General features: G+C 72.1%; 19 protein-coding genes. 7 read left to right on the forward strand and 12 right to left on the reverse strand.

The genetic code is table 11. The annotated features are described in order from the left end of the window. Window positions 1-272 precede the first annotated feature (272 nt). From AB0K36_RS11970 to AB0K36_RS11985, 4 genes are all read right to left on the reverse strand, one after another. Entirely contained in the window at window positions 273-1262 is a 990-nt protein-coding gene (locus AB0K36_RS11970; RefSeq protein ID WP_364591868.1) for a transglycosylase family protein, read from the reverse strand. A 141-nt stretch (window positions 1263-1403) separates the two neighbouring features. Then, entirely contained in the window at window positions 1404-2657 is a 1254-nt protein-coding gene (locus tag AB0K36_RS11975) for a cytochrome P450 family protein (protein WP_364591871.1), read from the reverse strand. Then, on the reverse strand, window positions 2654-3649 hold the full coding sequence (locus AB0K36_RS11980; protein WP_364591874.1) for a nucleoside triphosphate pyrophosphohydrolase: 996 nt from the start codon (window positions 3647-3649) through the stop codon (window positions 2654-2656). The genes AB0K36_RS11975 and AB0K36_RS11980 overlap by 4 nt, the downstream gene beginning before the upstream one ends. A 22-nt stretch (window positions 3650-3671) precedes the next feature. After that, entirely contained in the window at window positions 3672-4322 is a 651-nt protein-coding gene (locus AB0K36_RS11985; RefSeq protein WP_364591877.1) for a SurA N-terminal domain-containing protein, read from the reverse strand. A 318-nt stretch (window positions 4323-4640) separates the two neighbouring features. Between AB0K36_RS11985 and AB0K36_RS11990 the strand changes: the two genes are divergently transcribed. Continuing rightward, window positions 4641-5591, forward strand: coding sequence for a glycosyltransferase family 2 protein (locus tag AB0K36_RS11990; RefSeq protein WP_364591880.1), 951 nt, complete (start codon window positions 4641-4643; stop codon window positions 5589-5591). After that, window positions 5588-6898, forward strand: coding sequence for a polysialyltransferase family glycosyltransferase (locus tag AB0K36_RS11995; RefSeq protein WP_364591883.1), 1311 nt, complete (start codon window positions 5588-5590; stop codon window positions 6896-6898). The genes AB0K36_RS11990 and AB0K36_RS11995 overlap by 4 nt, the downstream gene beginning before the upstream one ends. Before the next feature lie 73 nt (window positions 6899-6971). On the opposite strand, the gene AB0K36_RS12000 is transcribed toward AB0K36_RS11995, so the two are convergent. Next, the gene (locus tag AB0K36_RS12000) at window positions 6972-7391 is read right to left on the reverse strand and encodes a GtrA family protein (protein ID WP_364591886.1); all 420 of its coding nucleotides are present in this window, start codon (window positions 7389-7391) and stop codon (window positions 6972-6974) included. Beyond that, window positions 7388-8377, reverse strand: coding sequence for a glycosyltransferase family 2 protein (locus AB0K36_RS12005; RefSeq protein ID WP_364591889.1), 990 nt, complete (start codon window positions 8375-8377; stop codon window positions 7388-7390). The genes AB0K36_RS12000 and AB0K36_RS12005 overlap by 4 nt, the downstream gene beginning before the upstream one ends. 124 nt (window positions 8378-8501) lie before the next feature. Between AB0K36_RS12005 and AB0K36_RS12010 the strand changes: the two genes are divergently transcribed. Together AB0K36_RS12010 and AB0K36_RS12015 are read left to right on the forward strand one after the other, a co-directional pair. After that, window positions 8502-11015 carry a YfhO family protein gene (locus AB0K36_RS12010; RefSeq protein ID WP_364591892.1) on the forward strand — a complete coding sequence of 838 codons (2514 nt, stop codon included), beginning with the start codon at window positions 8502-8504 and terminating at the stop codon, window positions 11013-11015. Window positions 11016-11064: 49 nt separating this feature from the next. Then, on the forward strand, window positions 11065-11967 hold the full coding sequence (locus AB0K36_RS12015) for a class I SAM-dependent methyltransferase (RefSeq protein ID WP_364591895.1): 903 nt from the start codon (window positions 11065-11067) through the stop codon (window positions 11965-11967). Between the two features lie 40 nt (window positions 11968-12007). Here AB0K36_RS12015 and AB0K36_RS12020 read toward each other — a convergent pair whose 3' ends face one another. The 3 genes from AB0K36_RS12020 to AB0K36_RS12030 form a co-directional block, all read right to left on the reverse strand. Then, window positions 12008-13516, reverse strand: coding sequence for a serine/threonine-protein kinase (locus AB0K36_RS12020; protein ID WP_364591898.1), 1509 nt, complete (start codon window positions 13514-13516; stop codon window positions 12008-12010). Beyond that, the gene (locus tag AB0K36_RS12025; protein ID WP_364591901.1) at window positions 13513-14241 is read right to left on the reverse strand and encodes a hypothetical protein; all 729 of its coding nucleotides are present in this window, start codon (window positions 14239-14241) and stop codon (window positions 13513-13515) included. The genes AB0K36_RS12020 and AB0K36_RS12025 overlap by 4 nt, the downstream gene beginning before the upstream one ends. Window positions 14242-14341: 100 nt before the next feature. Continuing rightward, the gene (locus AB0K36_RS12030; RefSeq protein ID WP_364592062.1) at window positions 14342-16372 is read right to left on the reverse strand and encodes an N-6 DNA methylase; all 2031 of its coding nucleotides are present in this window, start codon (window positions 16370-16372) and stop codon (window positions 14342-14344) included. Window positions 16373-16665: 293 nt separating this feature from the next. Here AB0K36_RS12030 and AB0K36_RS12035 point away from each other — a divergent pair, with 293 nt between their 5' ends. Continuing rightward, entirely contained in the window at window positions 16666-17463 is a 798-nt protein-coding gene (locus AB0K36_RS12035; protein WP_364591904.1) for a DUF4190 domain-containing protein, read from the forward strand. 112 nt (window positions 17464-17575) lie between these two features. After that, window positions 17576-18304, forward strand: a complete 729-nt coding sequence (locus AB0K36_RS12040; RefSeq protein WP_364591907.1) for a nucleoside/nucleotide kinase family protein — start codon at window positions 17576-17578, stop codon at window positions 18302-18304. 55 nt (window positions 18305-18359) lie between these two features. Here AB0K36_RS12040 and AB0K36_RS12045 read toward each other — a convergent pair whose 3' ends face one another. Both AB0K36_RS12045 and AB0K36_RS12050 read right to left on the reverse strand, forming a co-directional pair. Further along, window positions 18360-19106 (reverse strand): N-acetyltransferase, encoded by a 747-nt coding sequence (locus tag AB0K36_RS12045; RefSeq protein ID WP_364591910.1) that lies wholly within the window; start codon window positions 19104-19106, stop codon window positions 18360-18362. Between the two features lie 89 nt (window positions 19107-19195). Next, entirely contained in the window at window positions 19196-19966 is a 771-nt protein-coding gene (locus tag AB0K36_RS12050) for an HNH endonuclease family protein (RefSeq protein ID WP_364591913.1), read from the reverse strand. 250 nt (window positions 19967-20216) lie between these two features. Here AB0K36_RS12050 and AB0K36_RS12055 point away from each other — a divergent pair, with 250 nt between their 5' ends. Next, window positions 20217-21506: an SGNH/GDSL hydrolase family protein gene (locus AB0K36_RS12055; RefSeq protein WP_364591916.1), complete on the forward strand. Its 1290-nt coding sequence runs from the start codon at window positions 20217-20219 to the stop codon at window positions 21504-21506. Window positions 21507-21675: 169 nt separating this feature from the next. Here the strand turns inward: AB0K36_RS12055 and mfd are convergent, their stop codons facing one another. Then, on the reverse strand, window positions 21676-25209 hold the full coding sequence (gene mfd, locus AB0K36_RS12060; protein WP_364591919.1) for a transcription-repair coupling factor: 3534 nt from the start codon (window positions 25207-25209) through the stop codon (window positions 21676-21678). Window positions 25210-25306 lie beyond the last annotated feature (97 nt).

Consider the following 25306-nt stretch of genomic DNA (forward strand, 5'->3'; position numbering starts at 1 on the left):
GACGACTGTTCCCCCCGACCGACGGCAGGATTCGGCGTATCGGTCGACGGTGCCCGCGATGGCGAACGGTTCAGACGGTAGACACACGACTCCCCGATGTTCAAAGTCGAACATCGGGGAGAAATCGCCCGAACCGGCCACGTACACATGTCCGTTTTCGCAGGTGAGGGGCGGAGTGGGCGAATTCGCGGGAGGATTTGCTCCAGTTGCAGCAAAGAGATGCTTGTCTCACTCGCACACAACGGACATAAGCCCGCGAAACCCCAAACGAACTAGCCTCGGTTCAGGCCCAGATCGAGGCTCTGGCCGGGCAGGATGAGGTCCGGGTCGGCCCCGACGGTCTCCTCGTTCGCCTCGTAGAGCGCCGGCCATCCGCCGGGCACGTCCTTCTCGGCGGCGATGTCACACAGGTTGTCGCCGGGCTGAACGGTGTAGGCGTCGGGGCCCGTTGCCTCATCGACGCCGTTACGGCCGGAACTGTCACCGCGTGAGGCATGACGGCCACTTTCGCGACCCTCTTCCGTATTGCCCGTTTCCGCCTCGTTGTCGGCGGGGGCGCCGCGGTGCTTGCCGCCGCCGCTCGTCGCGTCGTCGGAGGGAGCCGAACCCGCGGCCCCTTCGGCCGGGCCGGAAGCGTCCGGAGCGGTGGTGGCCTCGTCCGCGGAGTCCGGCGCGCCACCGGCGTCACCGGACGGCTCGGAGGTGTCCGTGCCCTCCGGCGCTCCACCGGTCCTGCCGGAACCGTCAGAAGAGCCCTCGCGGGTCCCGCTGTCCGTGGCGCCGGTCGGCGCGTCCTCGCCGGAGGCGTCCTCGGACGGCTCGGCGGCCGGCGCTTCGCTCTGCTGCGGCAGCGGCAGGATGCCGGGGTCGACACCGGTGTCCGTGCCGTCGTCGACGAGCCCCGCGAGCGGACCACAGGCGGGCCACGCCTGCGGGCCCTCGGCGGCGAGCACCTTCTCGGCGACCGCTATCTGCTGCGAACGGCTGGCGAGGTCGGCGCTCGGCGCGTACGCGGTGCCGCCGTACGTGGCCCAGGTCTCCTCGGAGAACTGGAGGCCGCCGTAGAAGCCGTTGCCGAAGTCGGCGCTCCAGGCGCCGCCGCTCTCGCACTCCGCGACACGGTCCCACGTGCTCGCGTCCGCGGCGGAGGCGGAGCCCGCGCCGAGCAGCGGAATGGCGATGGCCGAACCGGTCACCCCTGCCGCGACGATGAGGGCCGGAGCCTGGCGGGGTCGGCGGTGTCGTCCGTTCCCGGAGAGCATGCGGTTGCCTTTCGCGTGACAGCTGGGAAACCTGCGGCCTGCTGTTGCATGCCGAGTCGACGGTGAACGTAGCCGTATTCGAACGCGAGTCACAAGTCGATGCAGCGGAGATCACGTGAAAGTCACAGAATTGACGCAGCGTCAGTTTGTTTGCGGTGTGAACTCAACGGGCAGAGTGCGCAATCCACGCATGATGAGTCCCCCACGCCACCGCAAATCGGCCGGATCTCCCGCAAGCCGCAAGTCAGGCATTCTGCGGAGCAGCGTGCCGAGCGCGGTCTGCCCCTCGAGGCGGGCGAGCGGCGCGCCGAGGCAGTAGTGGATGCCGTGCCCGTACCCCAGATGCTGGTTGTCACGCCGGGACAGGTCGAGCGTGTCCGGCGCATCGAAGCGTTCGGGGTCGCGGTCGGCGGCCGCGAGCACGACGAGTACGGGGTCGCCGGCCGCGATCCGCTGCCCGCCGACGGTGAGCGGTTCGGTGGCGAACCGCCATGTCGCGAGCTCCACCGGCCCGTCGTAGCGCAGCAGTTCCTCGACACCGGTGGCGAGCAGTTCGCTCTCGCCCGTGGCGAGCGAGGCCTGGAGGCGCTCGCGCTGGCCGGGGTTGCGCAGCAGCGCGTACACCCCGTTGCCGATGAGGTTCACGGTGGTCTCGAAACCGGCGAAGAGAAGGATGAAGGCCATCGCCGCGGCCTCGTTCTCGGTGAGGTGCTCGCCGTGGTCGGACGCCTTGATGAGTCCCGAGATGAGGTCGTCCCCCGGCTCCTCGCGCTTACGGTGGATCAACTCCGCGAGGTATCCGCGCATCTTCTTCACAGAGCGGGCGACGCCGCCGCGGGGGCCGCCCCCGTGGCGGATCATCATCCCCGCCCAGTCACGGAAGTCGTCCTGGTCCTCGCGCGGGACGCCGAGCATGTCGCAGATGGCGTAGATGGGCAGCGGGAACGCGAACTCGTGGATCAGGTCCGCCTCCCCCTTCTCCGCGAAGGAGTCGATGAGCCGGTCCGTCAGCTCCTGCACCCGCGGCGCGAACTCGGCCACACGGCGCGGGGTGAACGCCTTGGAGACCAGCCGGCGCAGCCGGGTGTGGTCCGGCGGGTCGATGTTCAGCAGATGCGTCATCAGCTCTGCCTTGCGCTCGCCCGGGATGCCCGTCTTCCCCTTGGCGTGCGCCGGTTCGTCGTGATGCGCGGGGTTCTTGGAGAGCCGCTGGTCGGCGAGGGCCTGTCGGGCGTCGGCGTACCGGGTGACCAGCCATGCCTCCACGCCGCTGGGCAGCCGGGTCCGGTGCACCGGCGAGTGCTCGCGCAGCCAGGCGTAGGCGGGGTAGGGGTCGGTCGCGAACTCCCAGGTGAAGAGTTCGGGAGCGGCGTTCCGGTCGGTCGGGTCGTTCACCCCTCGACGTTACCGGGGTGGCCCTCCGCCGCGCGGATCGCGTCCCGGTACGCGCGGGCCGCGGCACGCAGCGCGGCCTCGGGGTCGACGCCCGCCGCCTCCGCGCGTGCGGCGAGGGCGAGCAGCTCGTAGCCGACGCCCTGTCCGGCGGGGAGCGGGACGTCGAGGCCGGCCGTACGGACCCGGGACGCGAGCTTCGCGGCCAGCGCGAGACCCGGCTGGCCGAGCGGGACCCCGTCGGTCACCGACTCGCGCCGCTTCTCGATCGCCTTGGTACGCAGCCAGTGCGCCTTGACCTCCTCGGGTGTCGAGGCGGTCTCCTCACCGAAGACATGGGGATGGCGGTGGATCAGTTTCTCGACGATCGTGCCCGCGACGTCGTCGATCGAGAACGGCTCGTCCTCTTCCCCGGGGCCGCCTTCCTCTGCGATACGCGCGTGGAAGACGACCTGGAGGAGTACGTCACCGAGTTCCTCGCGCAGCTCGTCCCGGTCACCGTCCTCGATGGCCTCGACGAGCTCGTACGCCTCCTCGATGCCGTACTTGGCCAGGCCCTTGTGGGTCTGCTGCGAGGACCAGGGGCACTCGCGGCGGATGCGGTCCATGACCTCGACGAGGTCGAGGAGCCGAGCGCCGGGCAGGTCGTACGCACCGGGCAGCAGTTCCAGGTCCGGCATGGCCACCCGGCCGGACCCGCCGAGACGGGCCAGACCGTCGGTGAGGGCCGGCTCGCCCTCGCCGGAGGCCAGGACGACGATCGTGCGGCCTCCCGCGCAGGCGTCCACGAGCTCCTGCGCGCTCGGCGCGGCGTGCTCGACGGTCACACCGGCGTCACGCAGGTACGACAGCTGCCGGTGGTGCGGATCCGCGCACAGCACCCGGTCCGCGGTGTGCAGCGTCCGCCACGCGGGCCAGGACAGCAGTCCGGGTGCGACGCGGTGGCTGGCGGTGAGCAGGACGATACGGCCGACGGCGGGTGCTTCGGTGGTCACACCCCGAACCTACCTCCCGCCGCTACGCACCCGCCTCGACGGGCTGTGCCTCCCGCGAGACCTGCGTGATCCAGGGCGCCTTGTAGGTCCCGAGCTCCAGCTTCGTGTCGTCCCAGGCGCCGTAGCGGGGGTTCACGTCGATGTCGAGGTCCTTCGCGGCGGCGGTGAAGGCCTCGTTCAGCTTCTGCTGGCCCTCGGGGCTGTTCGCCGCGCCGAGCGCGGTGGCGATCTTGCCGACCAGGATGTCGCGGCGCACCGCGTTCTCGACCTGGTCGGGGGCGACGCCGCGCTGCTGGAGGTACATGGCGGCGAGCTGCTCCTCACCGCCGGACTGCTCCGCGAGCTCGTCCCGCCCGTCCTGGATCTCCTTGCGGCTGACGCTCACCCCGGCGTCCTCCGCGGCCTTCGCGACCACCCGGTCGACGATCAGGTCGTACAGCTTGGCCCGGCCGAGCTGCCCGCTGTCCTTGATCAGCTGCGCGGACTGCGGCGAGGTCCGCTGCGCGTCGCGTACGTCCTGGACCTTGGCCTGGACGGTGGACACCTCGATCCGCTGCCCGCCGACGACGGCGGCGGTCCCGGGGTGCGCGTCGTTGCCGCAGGCGGCGAGGAGCGGCGCGGCGGCGATGAGCGCGGCGGAGACGGTGAGCGCGGTGCGACGACGGCGGTGCAAAGGGGCCTCCCGGCATGATTGTGCTTCGGTGCACAAGGCCTTGCGGTGATCGATGTTAGGCACTGGGAGTGGCGTGGGCCACTGATTCGCCAAACGATTCGGCGGGAGCCCGGGATGCGGGGCGGACTCCGCCTCCTCCCGCGGGGGGACCGGCCCGGCGGAACGCCTTCCCTGACGGACCGGAACAGGGACGCCGGCGACGGTCCGGTAACCGCGCCCGGTGCCACCCGTCCGCCTCCCCCGACGCTCACCCGGCGTTCACCTTCCGCTCACGCCGGCGTCAGAGGCCGCTCCATCGGCCGCGCGTACCCTCGCCCGGTGACCACGCTCTCTGTCATCGTCCCCTGCTACAACGTCTCCGCGTACATAGCCGATACGGTGGCCGGCCTGGTGAACAACGCCCGGGACGACTTCGAGTTCGTCTTCGTCGAGGACCGCTCGACGGACGACACCTTCGAGGCCCTCACCGCGCTCACCCGGCGCCTGCCGAACAGCGCCGTCGTCCGCCACGAGGAGAACCGGGGACTCGCGTCGGCGCGCAACACCGGCATCGACCGGGCCGAGGGCCGCCTGATCACCTTCCTCGACGGCGACGACTGGCTCGGGCGGGGTCATCTGGCGGCTCTCGTCGACGCGATCGACCGGCTCGGCGTGGACTTCGTACGCACCGACCATGTGCAGGTGACCGGCTCTCAGCGGACCCTCCAGCGAGCTCCGGAGGGACGGCGGGACACGCCGCTGGACCCGCGCTCGTCGATCCTGCCGGTCGGCGACTCGAGCATGGTCGACTACCCGTACGCCTGGGCCGGCGTCTACGACGCCTCCCTCCTCGACCGGGGCATGCTGCGGTTCACGGACGGACTGCGCACCGCGGAGGACCGGCCCTGGATCTGGCAACTGCACCGGAGCGCCGAGTCCTACGCCGTGACCTCGCTGCACCAGATCTTCTACCGGCGGGGCGTCGCCGGCTCGCTCACCCAGATCGGCGACGTGCGGCAGCTGGACTTCGTGAAGGCGTTCGACCAGGTACTGGCCGAGCTCGCCGACGACCCGCAGGCGGACCTCCTGATGCCGAAGGCGATCCGCGGCTACTGCGTGGTCATCGCCCATCAGCTCCGCGACCGGCAGCGCTTCAGCCGTTCCGTCGCCCGCGAGCTCAAGGCCCTCACCAGCGGGGCCCTGCGGCGCATTCCGGGTGCCGAGCTGGAGCGGGCACTCGCCGGGCTCGACGACGAACGGCGCACCATCATCAGAAAGGCCGCCGCATGACCGTCCAGATCTTCTGCGCCGCCACCCAGTACGCGGCGGCCACCGTCACGGCAGCGATTCGTTCCGGCCTGTTCGGTCCGCGGTCCGAGCACCGCCGGATCCTGGTGGTCAGTGACACCTCGGCCGTCCCCGAGCTGGGCACACCGCTGGACCGGATGTCCGGTTTCGAGGCGCTGCGCCCCGAGTTCGACGAGGTCCGCTCCTGGAACGCGACGATCAGCCCGCACCACCCGGCCGGCTGGTCCCCCCGGTCCCAGGACGTCGTGCTGTGGGAGAAGAGCCTGCGGCTCGCCTGGGGACTGGGCGACGACAAGGTCGAGATCGCCTGCGAGTCCATCCAGGCCAACCCCTCCCGGGCCATCGCGGCGATCTTCGCGGACAGTCCGCTCCATGTGTACGCGGACGGGCTGATGAGTTACGGGCCCACCCGCAACCAGATCCCGCTGCCGATGAGCAGCCGCATCGGCCGGCTGATCCATCTCGACCTGGTGCCGGGCCTGCGGCCGATGCTGCTGTCCGAGTACGGCGTCGAGCCGGTCGCCGTGCCCGACGCGGAGTTCCGCGCCGTGCTCGCCGGGATCGGATCGGCCGCGGAGACCGGTCCGGAGCGCCCCACGGCGCTGCTGCTCGGCCAGTACCTCTCCGCGCTGGAGCTGATCAGCCGGGACGAGGAGGAGGAGCTGCACCTCGGCATGATCCGCGGGGCGGCGGCCCTCGGACACCGCGTCATCACGTTCAAACCGCATCCCAGCGCCCCCGCGGACTCCACGCGCGCCCTGGAGGAGCTCGGGTCCGACCTCGGCATCGAGCTGCACATCCTGCGGACGCCCGTGCTGGCGGAGACGCTCTACGAACGGGCCCGCCCGGAACTGGTCGTGGGGTGCTTCTCGACCGCGATGATCACGGCTGCGGCCTTCTACGGCATCCCCGCCGCCCGGGTGGGCACCGAACTGCTGCTGGAGCGCATCGCCCCCTACCAGAACAGCAACCGCGTCCCGCTGACCATCGTCGACGCCCTCGTCCCCGACCTGACCGACATCGCACGGGCGGGCGGGCCGGTGGACCTCACCACCGATGTCGGCGGCCTGGTGCGCGCGGTCGGGTACTGCATGCAGTCCGCGTCCCACCCGGGCCTGCGGGAGGAGGCGGTGGCCTTCCTCTCCGCGCTCCCCGAGGAGAGGCTGACCCGCTACTTCAAGCGGCGCAGGCTGACCAGCCTGGGCCTGCCGGGGGCCACGCCGCCCGTCCGGGGCGAGGCGCTGCGCCGGAATCCGGTGCTGCGCAAGGTGGCGCGCCGGATGCGCTGAGCCGCCCGAACCGTACAGGTCCGTGCCCCCGCCGATCGTGGATCGGCGGGGGCACGGACCTGTACGGCGCTCGTCAGCGGACGGCGGCCTGCTCCGGTTCCGTGTCCGGCCGGACCGGGGAGCGGTCCGGGCCGAGCATGATGAACCGCGACAGGACGAACGTCAGCGGGATGGCCGCGGCCGCCGCGAGCAGCGGCGCATAGGTGCTGCCGAAGTGCAGCACGTCGACGAGCAGGTACACCCCGCTGGTCGTCACCACGAAGTTCGCCGCGTTGGTGAGCGGGAACAGCAGGAACTTCCGCCACGTCGGCCGGGTGCGGTACGTGAAGTACGAGGTCAGGAAGAACGACCCGACCATGGACAGCAGGAAGGCGACGACGTGGGCCGCCACGTACGGCAGGACCGTGAGCAGGGCCAGGTACAGGCCGTAGTACGTCCCGGTGTTCACCAGCCCCACCAGGCCGAACCTGACGATCTGGCCCCGTACCGTCATTTCCCTACCAGTTCCCCCGCGCGCCTGTTCCCGTCACTGTCCCGTCGGCCGTCCTCCTGTCGCGGAAGGCCGGCGTTGGTCGCCTTCACCAGGAAGTGCGGCCGCCGCTTCACCTCGTAGTAGATGCGGCCGACGTACTCGCCGACCACACCCAGCATCAGCATCTGTACGCCGGCGAGCGCGATGACCGCCACGAGCAGGGTGACATATCCCGGGGTGTCCACGCCGTTCGCCAGGGCGACACCGACGATCCAGGCGGCGTACACCATCGCGACCGCCAGCAGCAGCATTCCCAGATAGATCGCGGCCCGCAGCGGTTTGTTGTTGAAGGACAACAGCCCGTCGAGACCGTAGTTGAGGAGCTTTCCGAAGCTCCATTTGGACCGGCCCTGCTCGCGCACCGCGTTCTCGTACTCGAATGTCGTCGTGCGGAATCCGACCCAGGCGAAAATACCCTTGGAGAAACGGTTGTACTCGGTCAGCTCGAGCACCGCGTCGACGGTGCGCCGTGAAAGCAGCCGGAAATCGCCGACGCCGTCCACGAGTTGCACGTCGACCAGCCGGTTGATCAGCCAGTAGTAGGCGCGCGCCGTGACCGTGCGGGAGACCCGGTCGCCCTTACGGGTGCGCTTGGCGATGACCTGGTCGAAGCCCTCCTCGTACAGCTGGAGCATGCGGCGCACGAGCTCCGGCGGATGCTGGAGGTCGGCGTCCATGATGACGACCGCGTCCCCCTCCGCGTGCCGGAGGCCGGCGAGCATCGCCGCCTCCTTGCCGAAGTTGCGGCTGAAGGAGACGTAACGGGTACGGGAGTCGGCCTCGGCGATCTCCTGGAGGAGATCGAGCGTCCGGTCCTGGCTTCCGTCGTCCACATAGACCAGCTCGAATTCCTGCCCGAGCAGGTCCAGTTCGGCGGTCACATGGTCGTGGAAGCGGCCGATGATCTCCTCTTCGTTGAAGCACGGGACAACTATCGAGATCAGCACCAGAGAACAACATCCGCCCAGAATGTCGCAGACGGGGTCACGACATGGCGTACAGGCGACCTTTCGGTGAACTGGTCGTCCCCCAGGGTGATTTCACGATCACTACTGGCATATTCGACACATCATGTGGACTCTGCCCCCCGCGCGCGGCCGTGCCGCCGGTCTCGCCGCGCTCATCACCGCCGGCACCGTGTGCGCCGGCGACGCCGTCGCCCGCAGCTTCCCCTTCGGGCCGCACACCCGCAGCGTGAACGACCTCGGCAACCAGTTCGTCCCGTTCCACACCCGGCTGTGGGACCTGCTGCACGGGCGGGCCGACGGCGGAGTGCTGCTCAACTGGCAGTCCGGGTACGGCACCAGCTTCCTGCCCGACCTCGGCACCTACCTCGCGAGCCCGTTCTCGGTGCTCGTCGGGCTCTTCCCCCGTGACGAGATCGACCTCGCCGTCTACGTGGTCACCCTCGTCAAGATGGCGGCGGCCGCGGCCGCCATGACCTGGCTGCTCACCGCGCTCCACCGGGGGACGGACCGAAGATGGGCGGCCGCGGTCCTCGGCGCCTCGTACGCCCTGTGCGGGTGGTCGGTCGTCGAGGCCTCGTACAACCCGATGTGGCTGGACGGACTGATCGCCTTCCCGCTGCTGTGTCTCGTCGGCGAATGGGCCCGCAAGGGCAGGCGGCCCGTGCTGGGTCCCGTGATCGTCGCGCTGGCGTGGACCGCGAACTTCTACACCGCCTACATGGCCACCCTGGGCGCCGCACTGGTCCTCCTCCTGCGGCTGCTCCTCGAGGAGCCGGAGCGCCGGGAGCGGATACGGGCCCTGCTCCGCGCGGTGCGGACCGTGCTGCTCGGCACGGCGCTCGCGGCGCCCGTGCTCGTCCCCGTCTTCCTCGGCACCCGGCACGCCTATCCCGGATGGAAGCGTGAGTTCGCGGCGGCCACCTGGCCGGACGTGTCGGCACGCCTGCTGCCGGCCACCTACAGCTTCTTCACCCCGGCGCTCTTCCTCGGCACGGGAGCGCTGCTGCTGACCTGCGCGCTGGCCTTCCACCGCGCGGTGCCGGGTCGCGAGCGGCTGGCCTGGGCCGGCCTGGTGGCGGCGGTGGCGCTGTCGCTGCAGTGGGGCCCCACACATCTGCTGTGGCACGCCTTCGCGACGCCCAACGGCAGCCCGTACCGGCAGACCTTCGTTCTCGCGGGTGTGATCGTCATCGCGGCGTGGACCACCGTCGCCCGCGCCTGGCCCGGCCGCCGGGCCCTGCTCGGCGGCGGCGCCGTGCTCCTCGCGATCACCGCCGTCGCGTCCTTCAGCCCCCTGATCACCCGGTGGACGTACCCGCTGTTCGCCGCCGGGCTGCTCGCCGTCGTGGGCGGGCTGCTGCTCGCCCGCCGCGGCGGGCGGACGGCCCCGCTCGCCGCCTTCCTTCTGATCGGCGCCCTGGCGGGGCAGGCCGCGGCGACCACCGCCTACGCGGACCGGCAGCGCCTGAACCGCCTCGACGACTACGCGCCCTGGGGAACGCGCCAGCAGGTGCAGGCGGACGCCGTCGAAGCCGCCGACGGATGGCCCCGCTACCGCACGGACCCCGGCCGCGAGCAGACCACCGCCAACGACCCGATGACCGTCGGCGGCCAGGGCGCCGCCTACTACAGCAGCCATACCCCCGCCGTGCTGACGCGCACGTTCCTCGCTCTCGGGAGCGGCTGGACGTCCAACGGCCGGGCGATGCACAGCCTCGACAACCCCGTCACCGACGCGGTCTTTTCCGTCGGCGCCCGCGTGCATGTGCCACGCGACCCGCACCAGGGCTGGACCAGGCCCGACGACAGGCCCACGACGGTGACCCGGCAGGAGGTCCCGCCGCTGGTGACCGTGCGGCCGGTCCTTCCGGACGGCCTGCGCCTCGGCCGCTCCCCGTACCGCAACCAGGAGAAGCTGCTCGGCTCGGCCGTCTACACGGTCCCCGCCACCCTGCTGCGCACCGAGGCCGGGGCGGCCGTCCCCGACCAGGACCGCTTCGACCACCGGCTGGCACCCGGCCGTTACACCCTGACGGCCCGCTGCCCCGCCGGCAGCGAGGTCTTCCTCTGGGCGCCGGACCTGTTCGGCACGGCCCGTGCCGGCGAAGGAGACCTGGTCGACTTCCGCGGCGAACTCCCGGGCCGGCGCGCCGCGATGGCGGGTCTCGGACGGAGCGGCGACGGGCAGGTGACCGTGTCGCTGCGCGCCGCGCGGGCCGGGACCCTGCCCCACGAGGCGCTCGGCTGTCTCGACCGGCAACGGCTGGCGGCCGCGGTGGAGCGGCTGCGGAGCACCGGCGCGGTGTCCGTCGACGTCGGCGGCAGCGGTGTCCGCGCCGAACTGCCCGCCGGTCCGGGCGGAACGGCCGTGCTCGCGGCGCCCCGGATCGCGGGCTGGAGCTGCGGTGGCCGGCCGGCGGACTCTTACCTGGGCCTGGTGGCGACACCCGTGGCCGCCGGACAGACGTCCGTCGAGTGCGCGTTCCGGCCACCGGGGCTGCGCGCGGGCGCGTTCGCGGCGGTGGCCGGTCTGATCGGGCTGATCGTCGTCGGCCCCGGCCGCCCGATGCTTTCCCGCGCGCGTCGCCGGGGGGACACCAAGACTTCATCTGCCTAGCACTGGAGCTTGGTGGGCCCGGGGGTTGTTCACGCGTACGTTCCCGGGCATGCCCATTCTCCGCAACCGTCTGACGAAGCGCGCCCTGCGTCCCGCCCTCACCCTGCTCGACCAGCGCGTGAGACGTGGCGTGCAGCCCGACCTCGACACCTTGCGGCGGGAGGTGGCCGAGATGCGGCGGCAGCAGTACGCGGTCGGACTGCTCCTCGACGGCACGGGCAGAGGCGCGCACCGCATCCCGCCCGCCGCGGAGATCGACCGGCTGGTGCGCGAGGTGGGGGACGTCAGCGACCGCGGGGAGCACGCCCGCCGCAGTGTCGTCGTCGCCTTCCGCACGGTGGTCGCTCTGGAGGCACTCGGGGTGGGGCGGCTGGCGGGCTCCACGTCCAACATCTGCGGCAAGCTCGCGACCGTTCCGCTGCTCTCGCCGCCGAACGGCCGCATCCTCGAGATCGGCACCCTGTACGGGCTCTTCGCCTCCGCCCTGGTGCGCATGGTGCACCGGGCGGGCATCGAGCCGGACCTGACGATCGTCGACCCGCTGGCCGGCTCACAGCTCCAGCCGGGGACCTCGCAGCCCGCCGACCCGACCGGCACCCCGGTGCGCGAGGACGTCGTACGTGCCAACCTGGCGCTGGGCGGCAGCCGTTCGGCCCTCGAGGCCCGTATCCAGCAGGGCTTCTCGTCCGATCCGGAGGTCCGTGAGGCCGTCTCCGACCGGGAGTACGGGGTGATCGTCGTGGACGGCGACCACTCCATGGAGGGTGTCGCGGCCGACCTCGAATGGGTCGAGAAGATCATCGCGCCGGGCGGGATCGTGGTCCTCGACGACTACGGCGACAAGGCCTGGCCTGGTGTCCAGGAGGCACTGGACAAGCACCTGGCCGGCGGCACGTCCCGGCTGCGGATGCTGGGGAGGGTGTCCACCTCGGCGTTCCTGCGGGCGGACTGAGCCGGGCGTCGGCATCAAGGACCCTGTCCTGCACCGCCCGTCAGCCCATGCGGAACTGCTGCTGGCGCTCCAGCGCCCGCCGCACCTCCGCCGGGAGGGGATGGTAGGGGCCGTACGCGCGCTCCGCGTCGTACAGCAGCGACCGGAACTGCTGCTGCGCCGCCGTGTGGTCGCCCACCGCGAGCAGCAGATGGCCGATGCGGTGGCGCACCTGGAGCGCGCGGTCCGGCTCGGAGCTCTCGTAGTACGGCAGGACCGCGCGGTACTCGGCCACCGCGGCTGCCGCCTCGCCGAGCTGCTCCAGGCAGTGGGCCGCGTCGTAGCGGTACTGCAGCGTCTGGGTGTCCGACGGGCCGGCCTCCGCCGTCCTGTCGTCGGCGAGGCGGCGCAGCTCGGGCAGGGCCCGGCGGTACTGGCCGTCGTCCATCAGGGTCGCCGCGTACTGCTTGCGCAGGATGCGGACGACGGGTGAGTGCTCGCCGTGCTCGGCCGCCGCGGCCGGGAGGATGCCGCCGAGGATGTCGACGGCCTGGGTGATGCCGCCCTCGCCGAGGAGACGCTTGACCTCGTCGACGGCGCCCGCGACATCGGCCTTCGGCGCGGGCGCCACCGGCGGCGCGGCGGGGGCCGGCGCGACACCCGCGCGGTCAGGCCAGGGGGCGTGCGGGCGCAGGAACGGGCGCGTCGGGTCGAGCGGTCCACGGGGCTCGCCGCGCTGCGGCAGCAGCGGTACCAGCGCCTCGTACACCTCCTGCGCCCCGGAAGGTCGGTGCTGCGGGTCCTTGGCGAGAAGGCGCAGGACGAGGGCCTCCAGCGGCTCGGGGACCTCCGGGCGCAGCTGCCGGACCGGCAGCGGCGGCTCGTGGAGGTGCCGGTGCAGCACGCCGAGGGCCGTGGAGCCGGCGAAGGGGACGTTCCCGCTGAGGAGTTCGTGCAGCAGGACGCCCAGCGCGTACAGGTCCGTGTACGGGCCGACGGCGCCGCCCATCGCCTGCTCGGGGGCCATGTAGGCGGGGCTGCCGATGGGCGAGCCGGTGTGGGTGAGCCGGGTGGTGTCCGTGTCGATGACGGAGGCCACGCCGAGGTCGAGGACGGTGAGCGTGCCGTCGGGCTTCACCATCACATTGCGGGGCTTGAGGTCGCGGTGGACGATCGGCACGGCGTGCACCGCGCCGAGCACCGCGCACAGCTGCGCGGCGACGCTGACCGCCCACTCCCACGGGTACGGGTCGTGCTCCGCCAGGTGGTCGGCCAGGTCGGCGCCCTCGACGTACTGCATCACGAGGTACAGGTCGTCCCCGTCGCTGCCGGCGTCGTGCACGGTGACCAGACCGGGGTGGCACACCTGGGCCGTCACCCGGCACTCGCGCACGAAACGCCGGCGCATCTCGTCGGCGGCGGTCGCCGCGGCCATGTGGTCGGGGCGCAGCAGTTTGACGGCGACGCGGCGGTCGAGACGCCCGTCGTAGGCCGTCCACACCTGGCCCATGCCGCCCTGGCCGACGAGCGCGGACAGTTCGTAACGGCCACCGACGACCCGTCCGTTCACTTGCCTTCTTCCTTGCGGAGCAGGTCGCTCAGCTCGTCGAGCTCGGCGCGGACCTGGTCGATGCGGGGCGTGGCCGAACCTCCGCTCGCGGGGGCCGCCGGCCGTCCGGCGGCGACGGACGGGGCCGCGGGCGGGAACACCGGAGGGGGCGTGGACGGGGCCGCCGGCGGCGGCACAGGTGCGGCAGGGGCCGCCTGCGCGGGCGGATAGCCGTACGCCGGGGCCGGGGCGGCCGGCGTGCCCGTCGCGGGCGGGTATCCGTACGCCGGGGCCGGCGGCTGCGCCCCGTAGGGCCCCGGACGCGCACCCGCGACCGGCGGGCCGTAGGGGGAGCCGGCGACGGCGGGCGACCAGCCGGGGCGCGGCTCCTGGTAGTGCCGGATCTCGGCGACCAGATAGTGCGTCGGCACCCCGATGGCGAGCCCGAACAGCGCACCCACGCAGACGAAGTCGAGCGCCGTCGGGTCCTCCTCGGCGACGGGCGCGGTGCCCGTGGTGCTGAACTCCCCGATGACCACGAAGACCGTGACGGTGACGGCCAGCGACAGCCAGAAGAGCACCCAGTCCGAGCGGCGCCGGCGCACCACGGCGAGCCGGAGCATCGCCGCCCAGGCGAGGAACCCGACGCTCAGCAGCGCGAGCGCGACGAAGACGATGCGCAGGACCACGAGCACCGCTGTCGGTGGGCGCGTGGGCTGCGGCGGCGCATAGCCGTGGCCGTGCATTCTTGTGCTCCTGATGCCTGGGGACGAGGCGTAGGGGACCGAGCGTATACACCGACACCGACAAGGGGTTACGGGTTGTACGGAACGGCCGTCCTCTTCGTCACTCCGGCCGGAGGCTGCCGTCCGTCAACCCGTCGTACATGCCCTGGACGAGCCGCTCGCCGAGGCGGCCCGCGAGGCGGAGCGCCTCCTCGAACTCGGCGAGGGTGCGGAACCGCTCCCCGTAGCGCCGCTGCTCCGCGAGCGGCAGGCGAGGAAGTTGGAGGCGGCGGACATCGAGGCGGGTCGCGGTGGAGGCGTAGCTGCTCGCCTGGCGCTGGTTGGCGCTGCCGCGCAGGAAGCCCGCGAGGAACCAGGGGTCGAGCGTGTCCGGGTCGGGGCGCAGGAGCTGGAGGTTACGGCCGAGGGCCGCGCCCGCGGTGGCCTCGTCGACAACGCGGACGAACGTGCCGGCGCCGAGCACGGGAACGACGACGTCGCCCGCCTCGAGGCGCACCGGCTCCTCGTCCGGTGCGTCGGGAAGCGTGCCCGTGGGGGCCTTGCCCGACAGGACGTCCTGCTCGGTGAGGACGGGCACGTCCTCCCCCGGGGCGCCGCCGCCGGTGCCTCCGGCGTGCATGACGAGTGCGCCGGCCCGCGCCAGTTCGCCCACGGTGGTGGCCGGCCTGTGGACGGGCGCGGCCGCCGGCGACGCCGCCGGGGACGGCGGGGGCGTGAGCTCACCGGTGCGGCGCAGCGTCTGTGTCAGGCGTTCGCGAACGGCGTCCAGTCCGGCGGCTCCGCCACCGGCGGCCGGGGGCGGCAGATGGCGGGCCGGGGCCAGGTCCACGTCGTCGTCGAGCAGTTCGATGACCGGGACGCACCGGCTCACGCCTGGGGTCTCCGGCACGGTTCCCTGCCGCTCGAACGGCTGCCAGGCATCGAGCACCGCGGCGCGGATGGCCTGCCAGTCGAGCCGGTCGCGGCCCGCCGCGGCAGGTTCCGCCGTGGCGGTGTCGACCAGAAGCAGCTCCGGGGACGGGCGTTCGGCGGGGCCGGGCCTGCGCAGCACCCACAGGTGGAGCGGGATGCCGTAGGGGGGCGCGGCCCCGGCCGGGAGGGCGACGACGGCCCGCAGCGCGCCGCGGCGCAGCAGTCCGGCGCGGACACGGCGCCCGGACCGGCGGGAGGCGGCGGCCGGGGGCATCAGCAGTACGGCGGTGCCGCCGGGGCGCAGCCGGGCGAGCGCGTGCTGCACCCAGGCCAGCTCGGACTCCGTGCGGGCGGGCAGACCGTACTCCCAGCGCGGGTCGTAGGCCAGTTCGTCGTGGCCCCAGTTGCGCTCGTTGAAGGGCGGATGGCACAGGACGGCGTCCGCGGCGAGCTCCGGGAACGCGTCCGCGCGCAGCGCGTCGCCCGCCGCTGCCCGCACGTCGGCGTCCGTGTGCAGCGCGAGACGCAGGGCGGTGAGCGCGGCCAGGTCCGGGTCGGTCTCCTGGGCGTGGAGCGCGCCGGGGCGGTCGACGGCGCGCAGCAGGGTGCCGGTGCCGGAGGCGGGGTCGAGGACGGTTCCCCCGGGCCCGACCAACGCGGCCATCAGCGCGGCCGGTTCGGCCGGCGTGAGCGTGTACTGGCGGGGGTTGGCGTCGAGATGCCGCCCGAGCAGGAACTCGAAGGCCTGACGGGCACCGGTCTCGGCGGCGAGCGCGGCGGCGCCGCGCAGCAGCGGCACGGACGGCGTGAGCTCGTCGGGTAGCGGTGTCCGTACGGCCCGCGGGGCGCCGAAGCGGAAGGTCAGCACCTCCTCCAGCGCGCCGGGCAGCACCGCCGCCAGGCGGGCGTCGGAGACGGCCGCGAGGGCGGGCCAGCCGGACGGCCGGTGATGGACGAGGAGGAGTGCGCAGCCGGCGTGGACCAGCGCGGTGACGGCTCCGGCCGGGTGGGCGGACAGCTGCTGCCAGACCCGTTCGCGGAGCGGCACCTCGGCCAGTTTCCCCTGGTCACGCAGCCAGCGTTCGACGTCGGCGAGGGCGAAGGAGGGGCTGGTCTCCGTCCCTCCGACGGGCTTGGGGAAATCGGCGTGCCGGCGGCGCCAGTTGCTCACGGCGGCACGACCGACGCCGGCGAGCCTGGCGATCTCGGCCGCCGTCACCTCTGCGGCCGTCACCTCTGCGGGCGTCACCGCGGCCGCCGTCGCCTCTGCCGCCGCCCCGTCTGCTGCGGTCACCTCTGCTGCGTTGTCCGGCACCCGGCTGTCTCCCCCGTCACAGTTCGGCTTGCTGTGACCGGCACTGTACTCGGGTTCACGGCCACAGGGCGCTTCACACCGTGAGATTGAAGAACGAACGACTTCCTTGTTGACTCGGTTCACAGGCTCTGCTCTTATTGACCCATGCAGAACGGGCCACGGAAGATCGGGCCCGCCACAAACAATGGGGGGGACCCATGTCGCAGTACACCCAGCCGCAGCCCGGCCAGTTCGCAGCGCCCGGCCCGGCGCGCAACGGCCTCGGTACGGCCGCCCTGGTGCTCGGAATCATCGGCCTCGTCTTCGCGGTCATCCCGTTCCTGTTCTGGATCGGCACCATCCTCTGCCTGATCGCGCTGATCCTCGGCATCGTCGGCCGGGGCCGCGCCAAGCGCGGCGAGGCCACGAACAAGGGCGTGGCCCTCGCCGGCACCGTGCTGGGCCTGATCGGGATCGTCGTCAGCGTGATCATCGGAATCGTCACGGTGATGGCGGTGGACGACGCGGTCGACGAGATCAACAAGGCCGTCGAGAACACCGCGCCCAAGGACACCTCCGCCGGGGGCACCGACGGTGCGGCGGAGGGTGAAGCGCCGGCCGAGGGCAAGTCCCTCGCCGCGGACGAGACCTCGATCTACGACGACGACGTTCAGGTCACCGTCTCCGCGCCCAAGCCGTACACGCCGGGCGAGTTCGCGATCGGCCACACCAAGGGCAACAAGGCCTACCAGGTCACGATCACCATCGAGAACGCCGGCAAGGAGAAGTTCGACACGAGCCTCGTCACCGCCGCCGCCCGCGCCGGCCAGGACGGTGTGACCGCCGAGGAGATCTTCGACGACAAGGCGGGCACCGGCTTCGAGGGCACGATCCTGCCCGGCAAGAAGGCCACGGTCACGTTCGCCTTCGACGCCCCCGCCGACGCGAAGAACCTGACGGTCGAGGTCTCCCCGGGCTTCGACTACGACGCCTCGCAGTGGGAGCTGAAGCTCTGACACCCGCGGCGGACGCGGCACGGATCGAGGAGCCGGGGGCGGCCCGCCGAAGAGGCGGGCCGCCCCCGGCTTCCGCCGTCCGGCCCACGGGGCTCCCCGGTACGTTCCTCTCATGGGATCTCGTAGAGCGGACGTCCACCATTCCCCCTCGACCTGGCGGCAGGACTGCCCCGCACCGGCCTCGGCCCAACGCGGCGCGCTCGTCGCGGAGACCGCGAAGCGCATACTCGCCCTGGGGGACGGCCGCCTCCTTGTCGGCATCGACGGCCTGACCGCCGCGGGGAAGACGAGCTTCGGTCATGAACTGGCCGAGTTCGTCGCCGCCTCCGGCCGCCCCGTACTCCGTGCGACGCTCGACGACTTCAAGAACCCGTGGCGGGACCGCCATCTGTACGACCGGGAATCGGGCGAGGGTTACTACCGCAACGCCTACGACTACGCGTCGGCACGGCGGCTGCTGCTCGACCCCTGCCGGTCGCCGGACGCGGCGTCCTGCGCGCTGTGCGGCATCGATCCGCTGACGCAGATCGACCACTCCGGCGAGCGGGCGCCCCTGGCACCCGACTCGATCCTTATGGTGGACGGCGTCTTCGCCTTCCGGCCCGAGATCGACGACTACTGGGACTTCCGCATCTGGCTGCACGTGGACGAGGAACTGTCCGTGCGCCGTGGCGGCGAACGCGACCAGGACTGGGCCGGCTCCGAAGCGGAGTCGATCCACCGGAACCGGTACCTGGTGGCGGAGCGCCTCTATCTGGACGAGGCCGACCCGCTGTCGCGGACGGACGTCGTCATCGACAACTCGGTGTTCGAGGCCCCGTACGTCGTGGCCTCGTCATGACCGTGCGAGCGGGGCCGTCCGGCCGGACCGCCCCGCTCGCACGGCCGCCTGCGCGTCACACCTGGTGGCGTACCCACACGTTCGGCTCGACGTACACCGCGTAACCCCGTTCCGCCTCGCAGTGCACGGGCACCAGCGCGCCCGGGACCTCGACCTGGCCCGTGGTGTCGAACGGGAGCCCCGTCCACCTGCGCCACTGCTCCAGCGATCCGGTGACCGTCATCGACGTCGGGGCCACCTTCTCGATGACGCCGCCGGCCCGGACGTGGACGCGCAGCCACGGGTCGTGCGGCAGCCCGTCCGCCTCGCGGGTGCGGTACGCGTACTCGCTCATCGGTGCCGACGGCTCGGCGCTCTTGGCGCTCGGCCGCACCGGCGCGATCAGCTCGCCGAAGCCCCGTCGGCGCGCGTTGTCCCGCATCGCCGCGAGGAGCAGGCCGGATATGCCCTGGCCCTGCCTCTCCTTGGCGACCGTGATCTCGATGGCGCTCATCGTGTCCGGCTTCCGGCCGTGCCGCAGGTCGGAGAAGGCCCAGAGCATCACCTGGTCCCAGCCGCCCGGCGGCAACTCCCCGCGCCCGTCGACGTCCATGGCCACCGGCACGCTGAACGCCCGCCCGACGACCTCGCCTTCCGCGTCCGTCGCGACGAGCACGTACTCGGGCAGTTCGCCGACGATGCGCCCGATGTAGGCCCAGCCGACCGGGTCGTTGACGATGAACTCCGCCCAGGTGTCGATCATCTGCCACATGGGGCCCTGCAGTTCCGGCCGCTCGACCAGTGTCGTGATCTCAAGATCCATGGCGCCAGGCTAACGACGCCCGCGCCGTGCCCCCAGCGGTTAAACGAACGCCGCCGTTCCGCCCGGCCACCGCCCCGGAGCCGCCGGGGTCATCCGCCGCACTGGGCGAGCATGATCCGCTTGTCCGCGCCGGTCACCGGCAGCTCGTACTTCACCGCGACCTGCGCGAAGCGCACCGCGTACGAGCAGCGGACGGGCTTGCTGGGCGGCAGCCAGGAGGCGGGGCCCGAGTCGCTCTTGGCGCTGTTGGCGCGGCCTTCTACGGGCAGCAGGTTCAGCGGGTCGTTGGCCAGTCGGCGCCGCTTGGCCTCGTCCCAGCGGGCCGCGCCCATCTGCCAGCTGTACGACAGCGGAACGACATGGTCTATCTGCACCTCGGCGGCGTCCTGCTTGCGCCACTCGATGGTCCTGCCGGTGTACGGGTCGTGGATGGTCATCGCCACGACGACGCAGTCGGAGCCGTCGCGGAAGGCCAGTTCCTTCCCGTCGCGGGCAAGGAGGTCGTTCCTGGTGTCGCACCCGTTCCTCGCGAGCGGCACCCCGTCGGCCGTGTCCATCCAGGCGTAGCCGTACTCGTCGCGGTCGTAACCGGTCTTCGGGCCGCGGCCCTTGGTGGTCACCTCGCCGATCAGCTCGCGGGCGGCTGCCCGCTCCTCCTCGGAGAGGAGGGCGCCGAGGCCCGGCTCCGTGCCGCGCGGGTTGGCGAGCGGGCTGGTGCCGCCGGTCGCCGGTCCGCCCCGCGACGGGCCCCCGCCGCCCTCGGCGCCGCCTCCGTCGATCCCGATGCCGTCGCAGCCGGTGAGGAGCAGTGCCGCGAGCAGTACCGTCGTCCCTCGCCCGACCACTCGGTGTCTGTTCACCGTCCGTACGGTACTGCCGCTCCCGCGTCCTGCCGACAGTCAGGGTGCCCCCGCGAGGGGCGGCCGGCCCCGGCCGATCACGGCGATCCGGTACCCGGCGACTTCTGCCCTCGTGGCCGTGACCCGGTCCGTGTCGGTCGACCGCCCGGGGAATAGCGGAAGTCGATCACGGCTTGAAGCCTGCGTGAGCGCGCTTTCATCACATCACGCATCGGAACGGGACAAGGGGCGGGGACACATGACAGGCCGTATGACACAACCGACGAACTCCTTACGGCGCAGCGGCATCGCGCTGCTGGCAGCGACGACCCTGGTCGTTCTTCCGGTCGTCGGCACACAAGGCGGTGCCGGCACCGCCGCCGCGGCAGCGGAGAGCGGCAGCCGCGCCTGGCACGGCGGCTGGGCGGCCTCTCCACAGCCGCCGACCGCGCCGTTCGCTCCCAACTGGTCGGAGCAGGGCTTCTCCGACCACACGGTCCGGCAGGTCGTCCGGGTGAGCACCGGCGGCACCAAGGCCCGCATCGAGCTGACGAACCGCTACGGGAAGACCCCGCTGCGGATCACCGGCGCGACGGTCGCCCGCACCGGCGAAGGCGCCACTGTCGAGCCCGGCTCGGTCCGCAGGCTGACCTTCGGCAAGGGTGGATCCGTGACGATCCCGGCCGGCGGTACGGTCCACAGCGACGGCGTGCCGCTCACGGTCGCGGCGCTGGAGTCGGTGACCGTCACCCTCTACCTGGCGGAGCCGACCGGACCGGCCACCTTCCACTCCTTCGCCTCCGCCACCAGCTACCGGGCGGACGGGGACCACCGCTACGACCGGAGTGGAGCGGCGTTCAAGGAGACCAGCGACTCCTGGTACTTCCTCTCCGGCGTCGAGGTGAGCGGTGGGGCCGCCGCCCACGACGACGCCGTCGTCACCTTCGGCGACTCCATCACCGACGGCGTCGGTTCCGGCCTCGACGCCGACAACCGCTACCCGGACGAGCTGGCCGAGCGCTTCACGGCCGCCGGCGAGCCACGCGGCGTGCTCAACCACGGCATCGGCGGCAACCAGGTCACCAACGACACGGTCTGGGCCGGCGAGAAGGGCGTCACCCGTTTCAAGCTCGACGCGCTGAGCGAGCCGAACGTGGGCACGGTCGTCGTCCTCGAGGGCATCAACGACATCGGGGGCAGCGACTGGGAGGGCTTCCCCGGCGGGCCGACCCCCGAGGTGTCGGTCGACCGGCTGATCGAGGGGCACCGCTCACTGATCCGCCAGGCGCACGCCAAGGGCATCAAGGTGATCGGCGCGACGCTGACGCCGGTCAAGGGATCCTCGTACTACACCCCGGTCAACGAGGCCAAGCGCGAGGCGTTCAACCACTGGCTCCGTACGTCCGGCGAGTACGACGCCGTGGTGGACTTCGACCACGCGCTCGCCGACCCCGCCGACCCGGACCGCATCCTCCCCGCCTACGACTCGGGCGACCATCTGCACCCGGGCGACGCGGGGTACCGCGCGATGGCGCAGGCGCTGGACCTCGACGAGTTCTGACCGCGGTCCACCGGCCGGCCGTGCCCCGCCCGGGCACGGCCGGTGCCGTGTCCCGGGCAGGGCCGGTGCCGTGTCCCGGGCAGGGCCGGTGCCGTGTCCCGGGCAGGGCCGGTGCCGTGTCCCGGGCAGGGCCGGTGCCATGTCCCGGGCAGGGCCGGTGCCGTGTCCGCTACGAGCCGAGGATCGTCGTCAGGAACTCGCCCGTCCACGCCAGCAGTTCGCGGCCCACCACCGGCTTGCCGCCGATCTTGCCGGTCGTCGGCCGCGGCACCAGGATCTGGTGGACGGCCGGCTTGATGACCGTGCGCGGATGGAGCCGCTTGAGGCGCAGTTCCTGGGACTCGCGCAACTCCACCGGCGCGAAGCGGATGTTGGAGCCCTGGAGCACGATCTCGCCGACGCCGCACGCACGGGCGAGCATCCGCAGACCGGCGACCAGCAGGAGGTTCTCCACGGGCTCCGGCAGCTTGCCGTAGCGGTCGGTGAGTTCCTCGCGGACCGCCTTGATGTCCTCCTCCGTGGTGGCGGAGGCGATCGCCCGGTACGCCTGGAGCCGCAGCCGCTCGCCGGGGGCGTAGTCGTGCGGGACGTGCGCGTCGACGGGCAGCTCGATCTTCACCTCGAGCGGGGGCTCCTCCTCCACGCCGCCCTCCAGCGAGGCGCGGTAGTCGGCGACCGCCTCGCCGACCATGCGGACGTACAGGTCGAAGCCGACGCCCGCGATGTGGCCGGACTGTTCGCCGCCGAGCAGGTTGCCCGCGCCGCGGATCTCGAGGTCCTTCATCGCGACGTACATGCCGGCGCCCATCTCGGTGTGCTGGGCGATCGTGGCGAGACGCTCGTGCGCGGTCTCCGTGAGCGGCTTCTCCGGCGGGTAGAGGAAGTAGGCGTACCCCCGCTCCCGGCTCCGGCCGACACGGCCGCGCAGCTGGTGCAGCTGCGAGAGGCCGAAGTTGTCGCCGCGCTCCACGATGAGGGTGTTGGCGTTGGCGATGTCGATACCGGACTCGACGATCGTCGTGGAGACCAGCACGTCGAACTTCTTCTCCCAGAAGTCCACGACGACCTGCTCCAGCGCCGACTCCGACATCTGACCGTGCGCGGTGGCGATGCGCGCCTCTGGGACGATCTCGCGCAGCCGGGCCGCGGCCCGGTCGATCGACTCGACGCGGTTGTGGATGTAGAAGACCTGGCCCTCGCGCAGCAGTTCACGCCGCACGGCGGCGCCGATCTGCTTCTCCTCGTACGGGCCGACGAAGGTGAGCACCGGGTGCCGCTCCTCCGGCGGGGTGGTGATCGTCGACATCTCGCGGATGCCGGTCACCGCCATCTCCAGCGTCCGGGGGATGGGGGTGGCGGACATGGTCAGGACGTCCACGTCGGCCCGCAGCTTCTTCAGCTGCTCCTTGTGCTCGACACCGAAGCGCTGCTCCTCGTCGACGATGACGAGGCCCAGGTCCTTGAACTTGGTCTCGGAGGAGAAGAGGCGGTGCGTGCCGATCACGATGTCGACCGAGCCGTCCCTCAGCCCTTCGAGCGTCGCCTTCGCGTCGGCGTCCGACTGAAAACGCGACAACGCCCGGGTGACCACGGGGAACTGGGAGTACCGCTCGGAGAAGGTGCCGAAGTGCTGCTGGACGAGGAGGGTCGTGGGGACGAGGACGGCGACCTGCTTGCCGTCCTGGACCGCCTTGAAGGCCGCCCTGACCGCGATCTCCGTCTTGCCGTAGCCGACGTCGCCGCAGATCAGCCGGTCCATCGGGACCGTCTTCTCCATGTCCTCCTTGACCTCGGCGATCGTGGAGAGCTGGTCGGGGGTCTCCACGTAGGGGAAGGCGTCCTCCAGCTCCCGCTGCCACGGCGTGTCCGGGCCGAAGGCGTGGCCGGGGGCGGCCATCCGCGCCGAGTACAGCTTGATCAGGTCCGCGGCAATCTCCTTGACCGCCTTCTTCGCGCGCGCCTTGGTCTTCGTCCAGTCCGCGCCGCCGAGCCGGTGCAGCGTCGGGGCCTCACCACCCACGTACTTGGTGACCTGCTCCAGTTGGTCGGTGGGGATATAGAGGCGGTCGCCGGGCTGGCCGCGCTTGGCGGGGGCGTACTCGACGAGCAGGTACTCCCGGGTCGCGCCCTGGACCGTGCGCTGCACCATCTCCAGGTAGCGGCCCACGCCGTGCTGCTCGTGGACGATGTAGTCGCCGGCCTCGAGAGTCAGCGGGTCGATCGTCTTGCGGCGTCTGGTCGGCATCCGCTGGCCGTCCTTGCCGGCCGCCTTCTGGCCGGTCAGGTCGGTCTCGGTGAGGACCGCGAGCTTGAGTCCCGGGTCGACGAAGCCGTAGTCGATGGAACCGCAGGCGACGTGGACGACCGACGGTGTGATCTCGGCCAGGTCGCCGTCCAGCCGTGCCGCGATGCCCTCGCCGCCCAGCACCTCCACCGTGCGGGAGGCGGGGCCGTGCGCCTCGGTCACGAACACGGTGCGCCAGCCGTCGGCGAGCCAGCCCTTGGTGTCGGCGAGGGCGCGGGCGGTGTCACCGCGGTACGCGTCCGGGGCGTGCATGCCGAGCTTGACGGTGTCGTCCTCCTGGTCGGAGGCGTCCGCCGCGAACGGGGACACGGACCACCACATCATCCCCAGCTCGCGCGCCCGGTCCCGCACGTCCGCGATGCCCCACAGCGAGGCCGCGCCGACGTCGATCGGGGCCTCGCCGCCGCCCGCGGTGGCGGCCCAGGACGCCTGGAGGAACTCCTGCGACGTCGCCACCAGGTCAGCGGCTCGTGTCCGCACCCGCTCCGGGTCGCACACGACGGCCATCGAGCCCTGCGGCAGCACGTCCAGCAGCAGCTCCATGTCGTCGACGAGGACCGGCGCGAGGGATTCCATGCCCTCCACGGCGATGCCCTCGGCGATCTTCCCGAGCAGTTCGCCCAGCTCGGGGTGGGCCTCCGCGAGGGCGGCGGCCCGCCGCCGCACCTCGGCGGTCAGCAGCAGCTCGCGGCAGGGCGGGGCCCACAGTCCGTGCTCCGCGACCTCCAGGGAGCGCTGGTCGGCCACCTTGAAGTAACGGATCTCCTCGACGTCGTCGCCCCAGAACTCCACCCGAAGGGGGTGTTCCTCGGTCGGCGGGAAGACGTCCAGGATGCCGCCGCGCACGGCGAACTCACCGCGCTTCTCGACCAGTTCCACCCGCGAGTAGGCGGCCGCCGCGAGCCCTTCCACGACCTCGTTCAGATCGGCCTGCTGCCCTGTGCGCAATGCCACGGGCTCGAGGTCGCCCAGTCCCTTGACCTGTGGCTGGAGCACGGACCGTACGGGTGCGACCACGACCTGCACGGGTCCTGCCGCCGGGTCGTCGGACGACGGGTGGGCCAGGCGGCGCAGCACGGCGAGGCGGCGGCCGACGGTGTCGGAGCGGGGCGAGAGCCGCTCGTGCGGCAGCGTCTCCCACGCCGGGTACTCGACGACGCCCTCGCCCGGCAGCAGCGACCGCAGGGCGGCGGCCAGGTCCTCGGCCTCCCGGCCGGTGGCGGTGACGGCCAGCACGGTGCGGCCGGCGTCACGGGCCAGGGCGGCCACGGCGAAGGGGCGCGCCGCGGGCGGCCCCACCAGGTCCACGTGCGTACGGCGGCCGTCGCCGGCCGCCTTGACCGCTTCGGCGAGCGCCGGGTCACGTACGACGGCGTCCAGCAGACCGTGCAGGCTCATGAAGGGTTCCGTCCAGGGGGAGCAAGGGGGTGGACAACGCGATGCGCCCGACACGTCGTACGGGCCGGGGGTCTCCAGACTACGTCCTGCCGATGTC

It is taken from the genome of Streptomyces kurssanovii, assembly GCF_040677245.1.
In the GTDB taxonomy this organism is placed as follows: domain Bacteria; phylum Actinomycetota; class Actinomycetes; order Streptomycetales; family Streptomycetaceae; genus Streptomyces; species Streptomyces kurssanovii.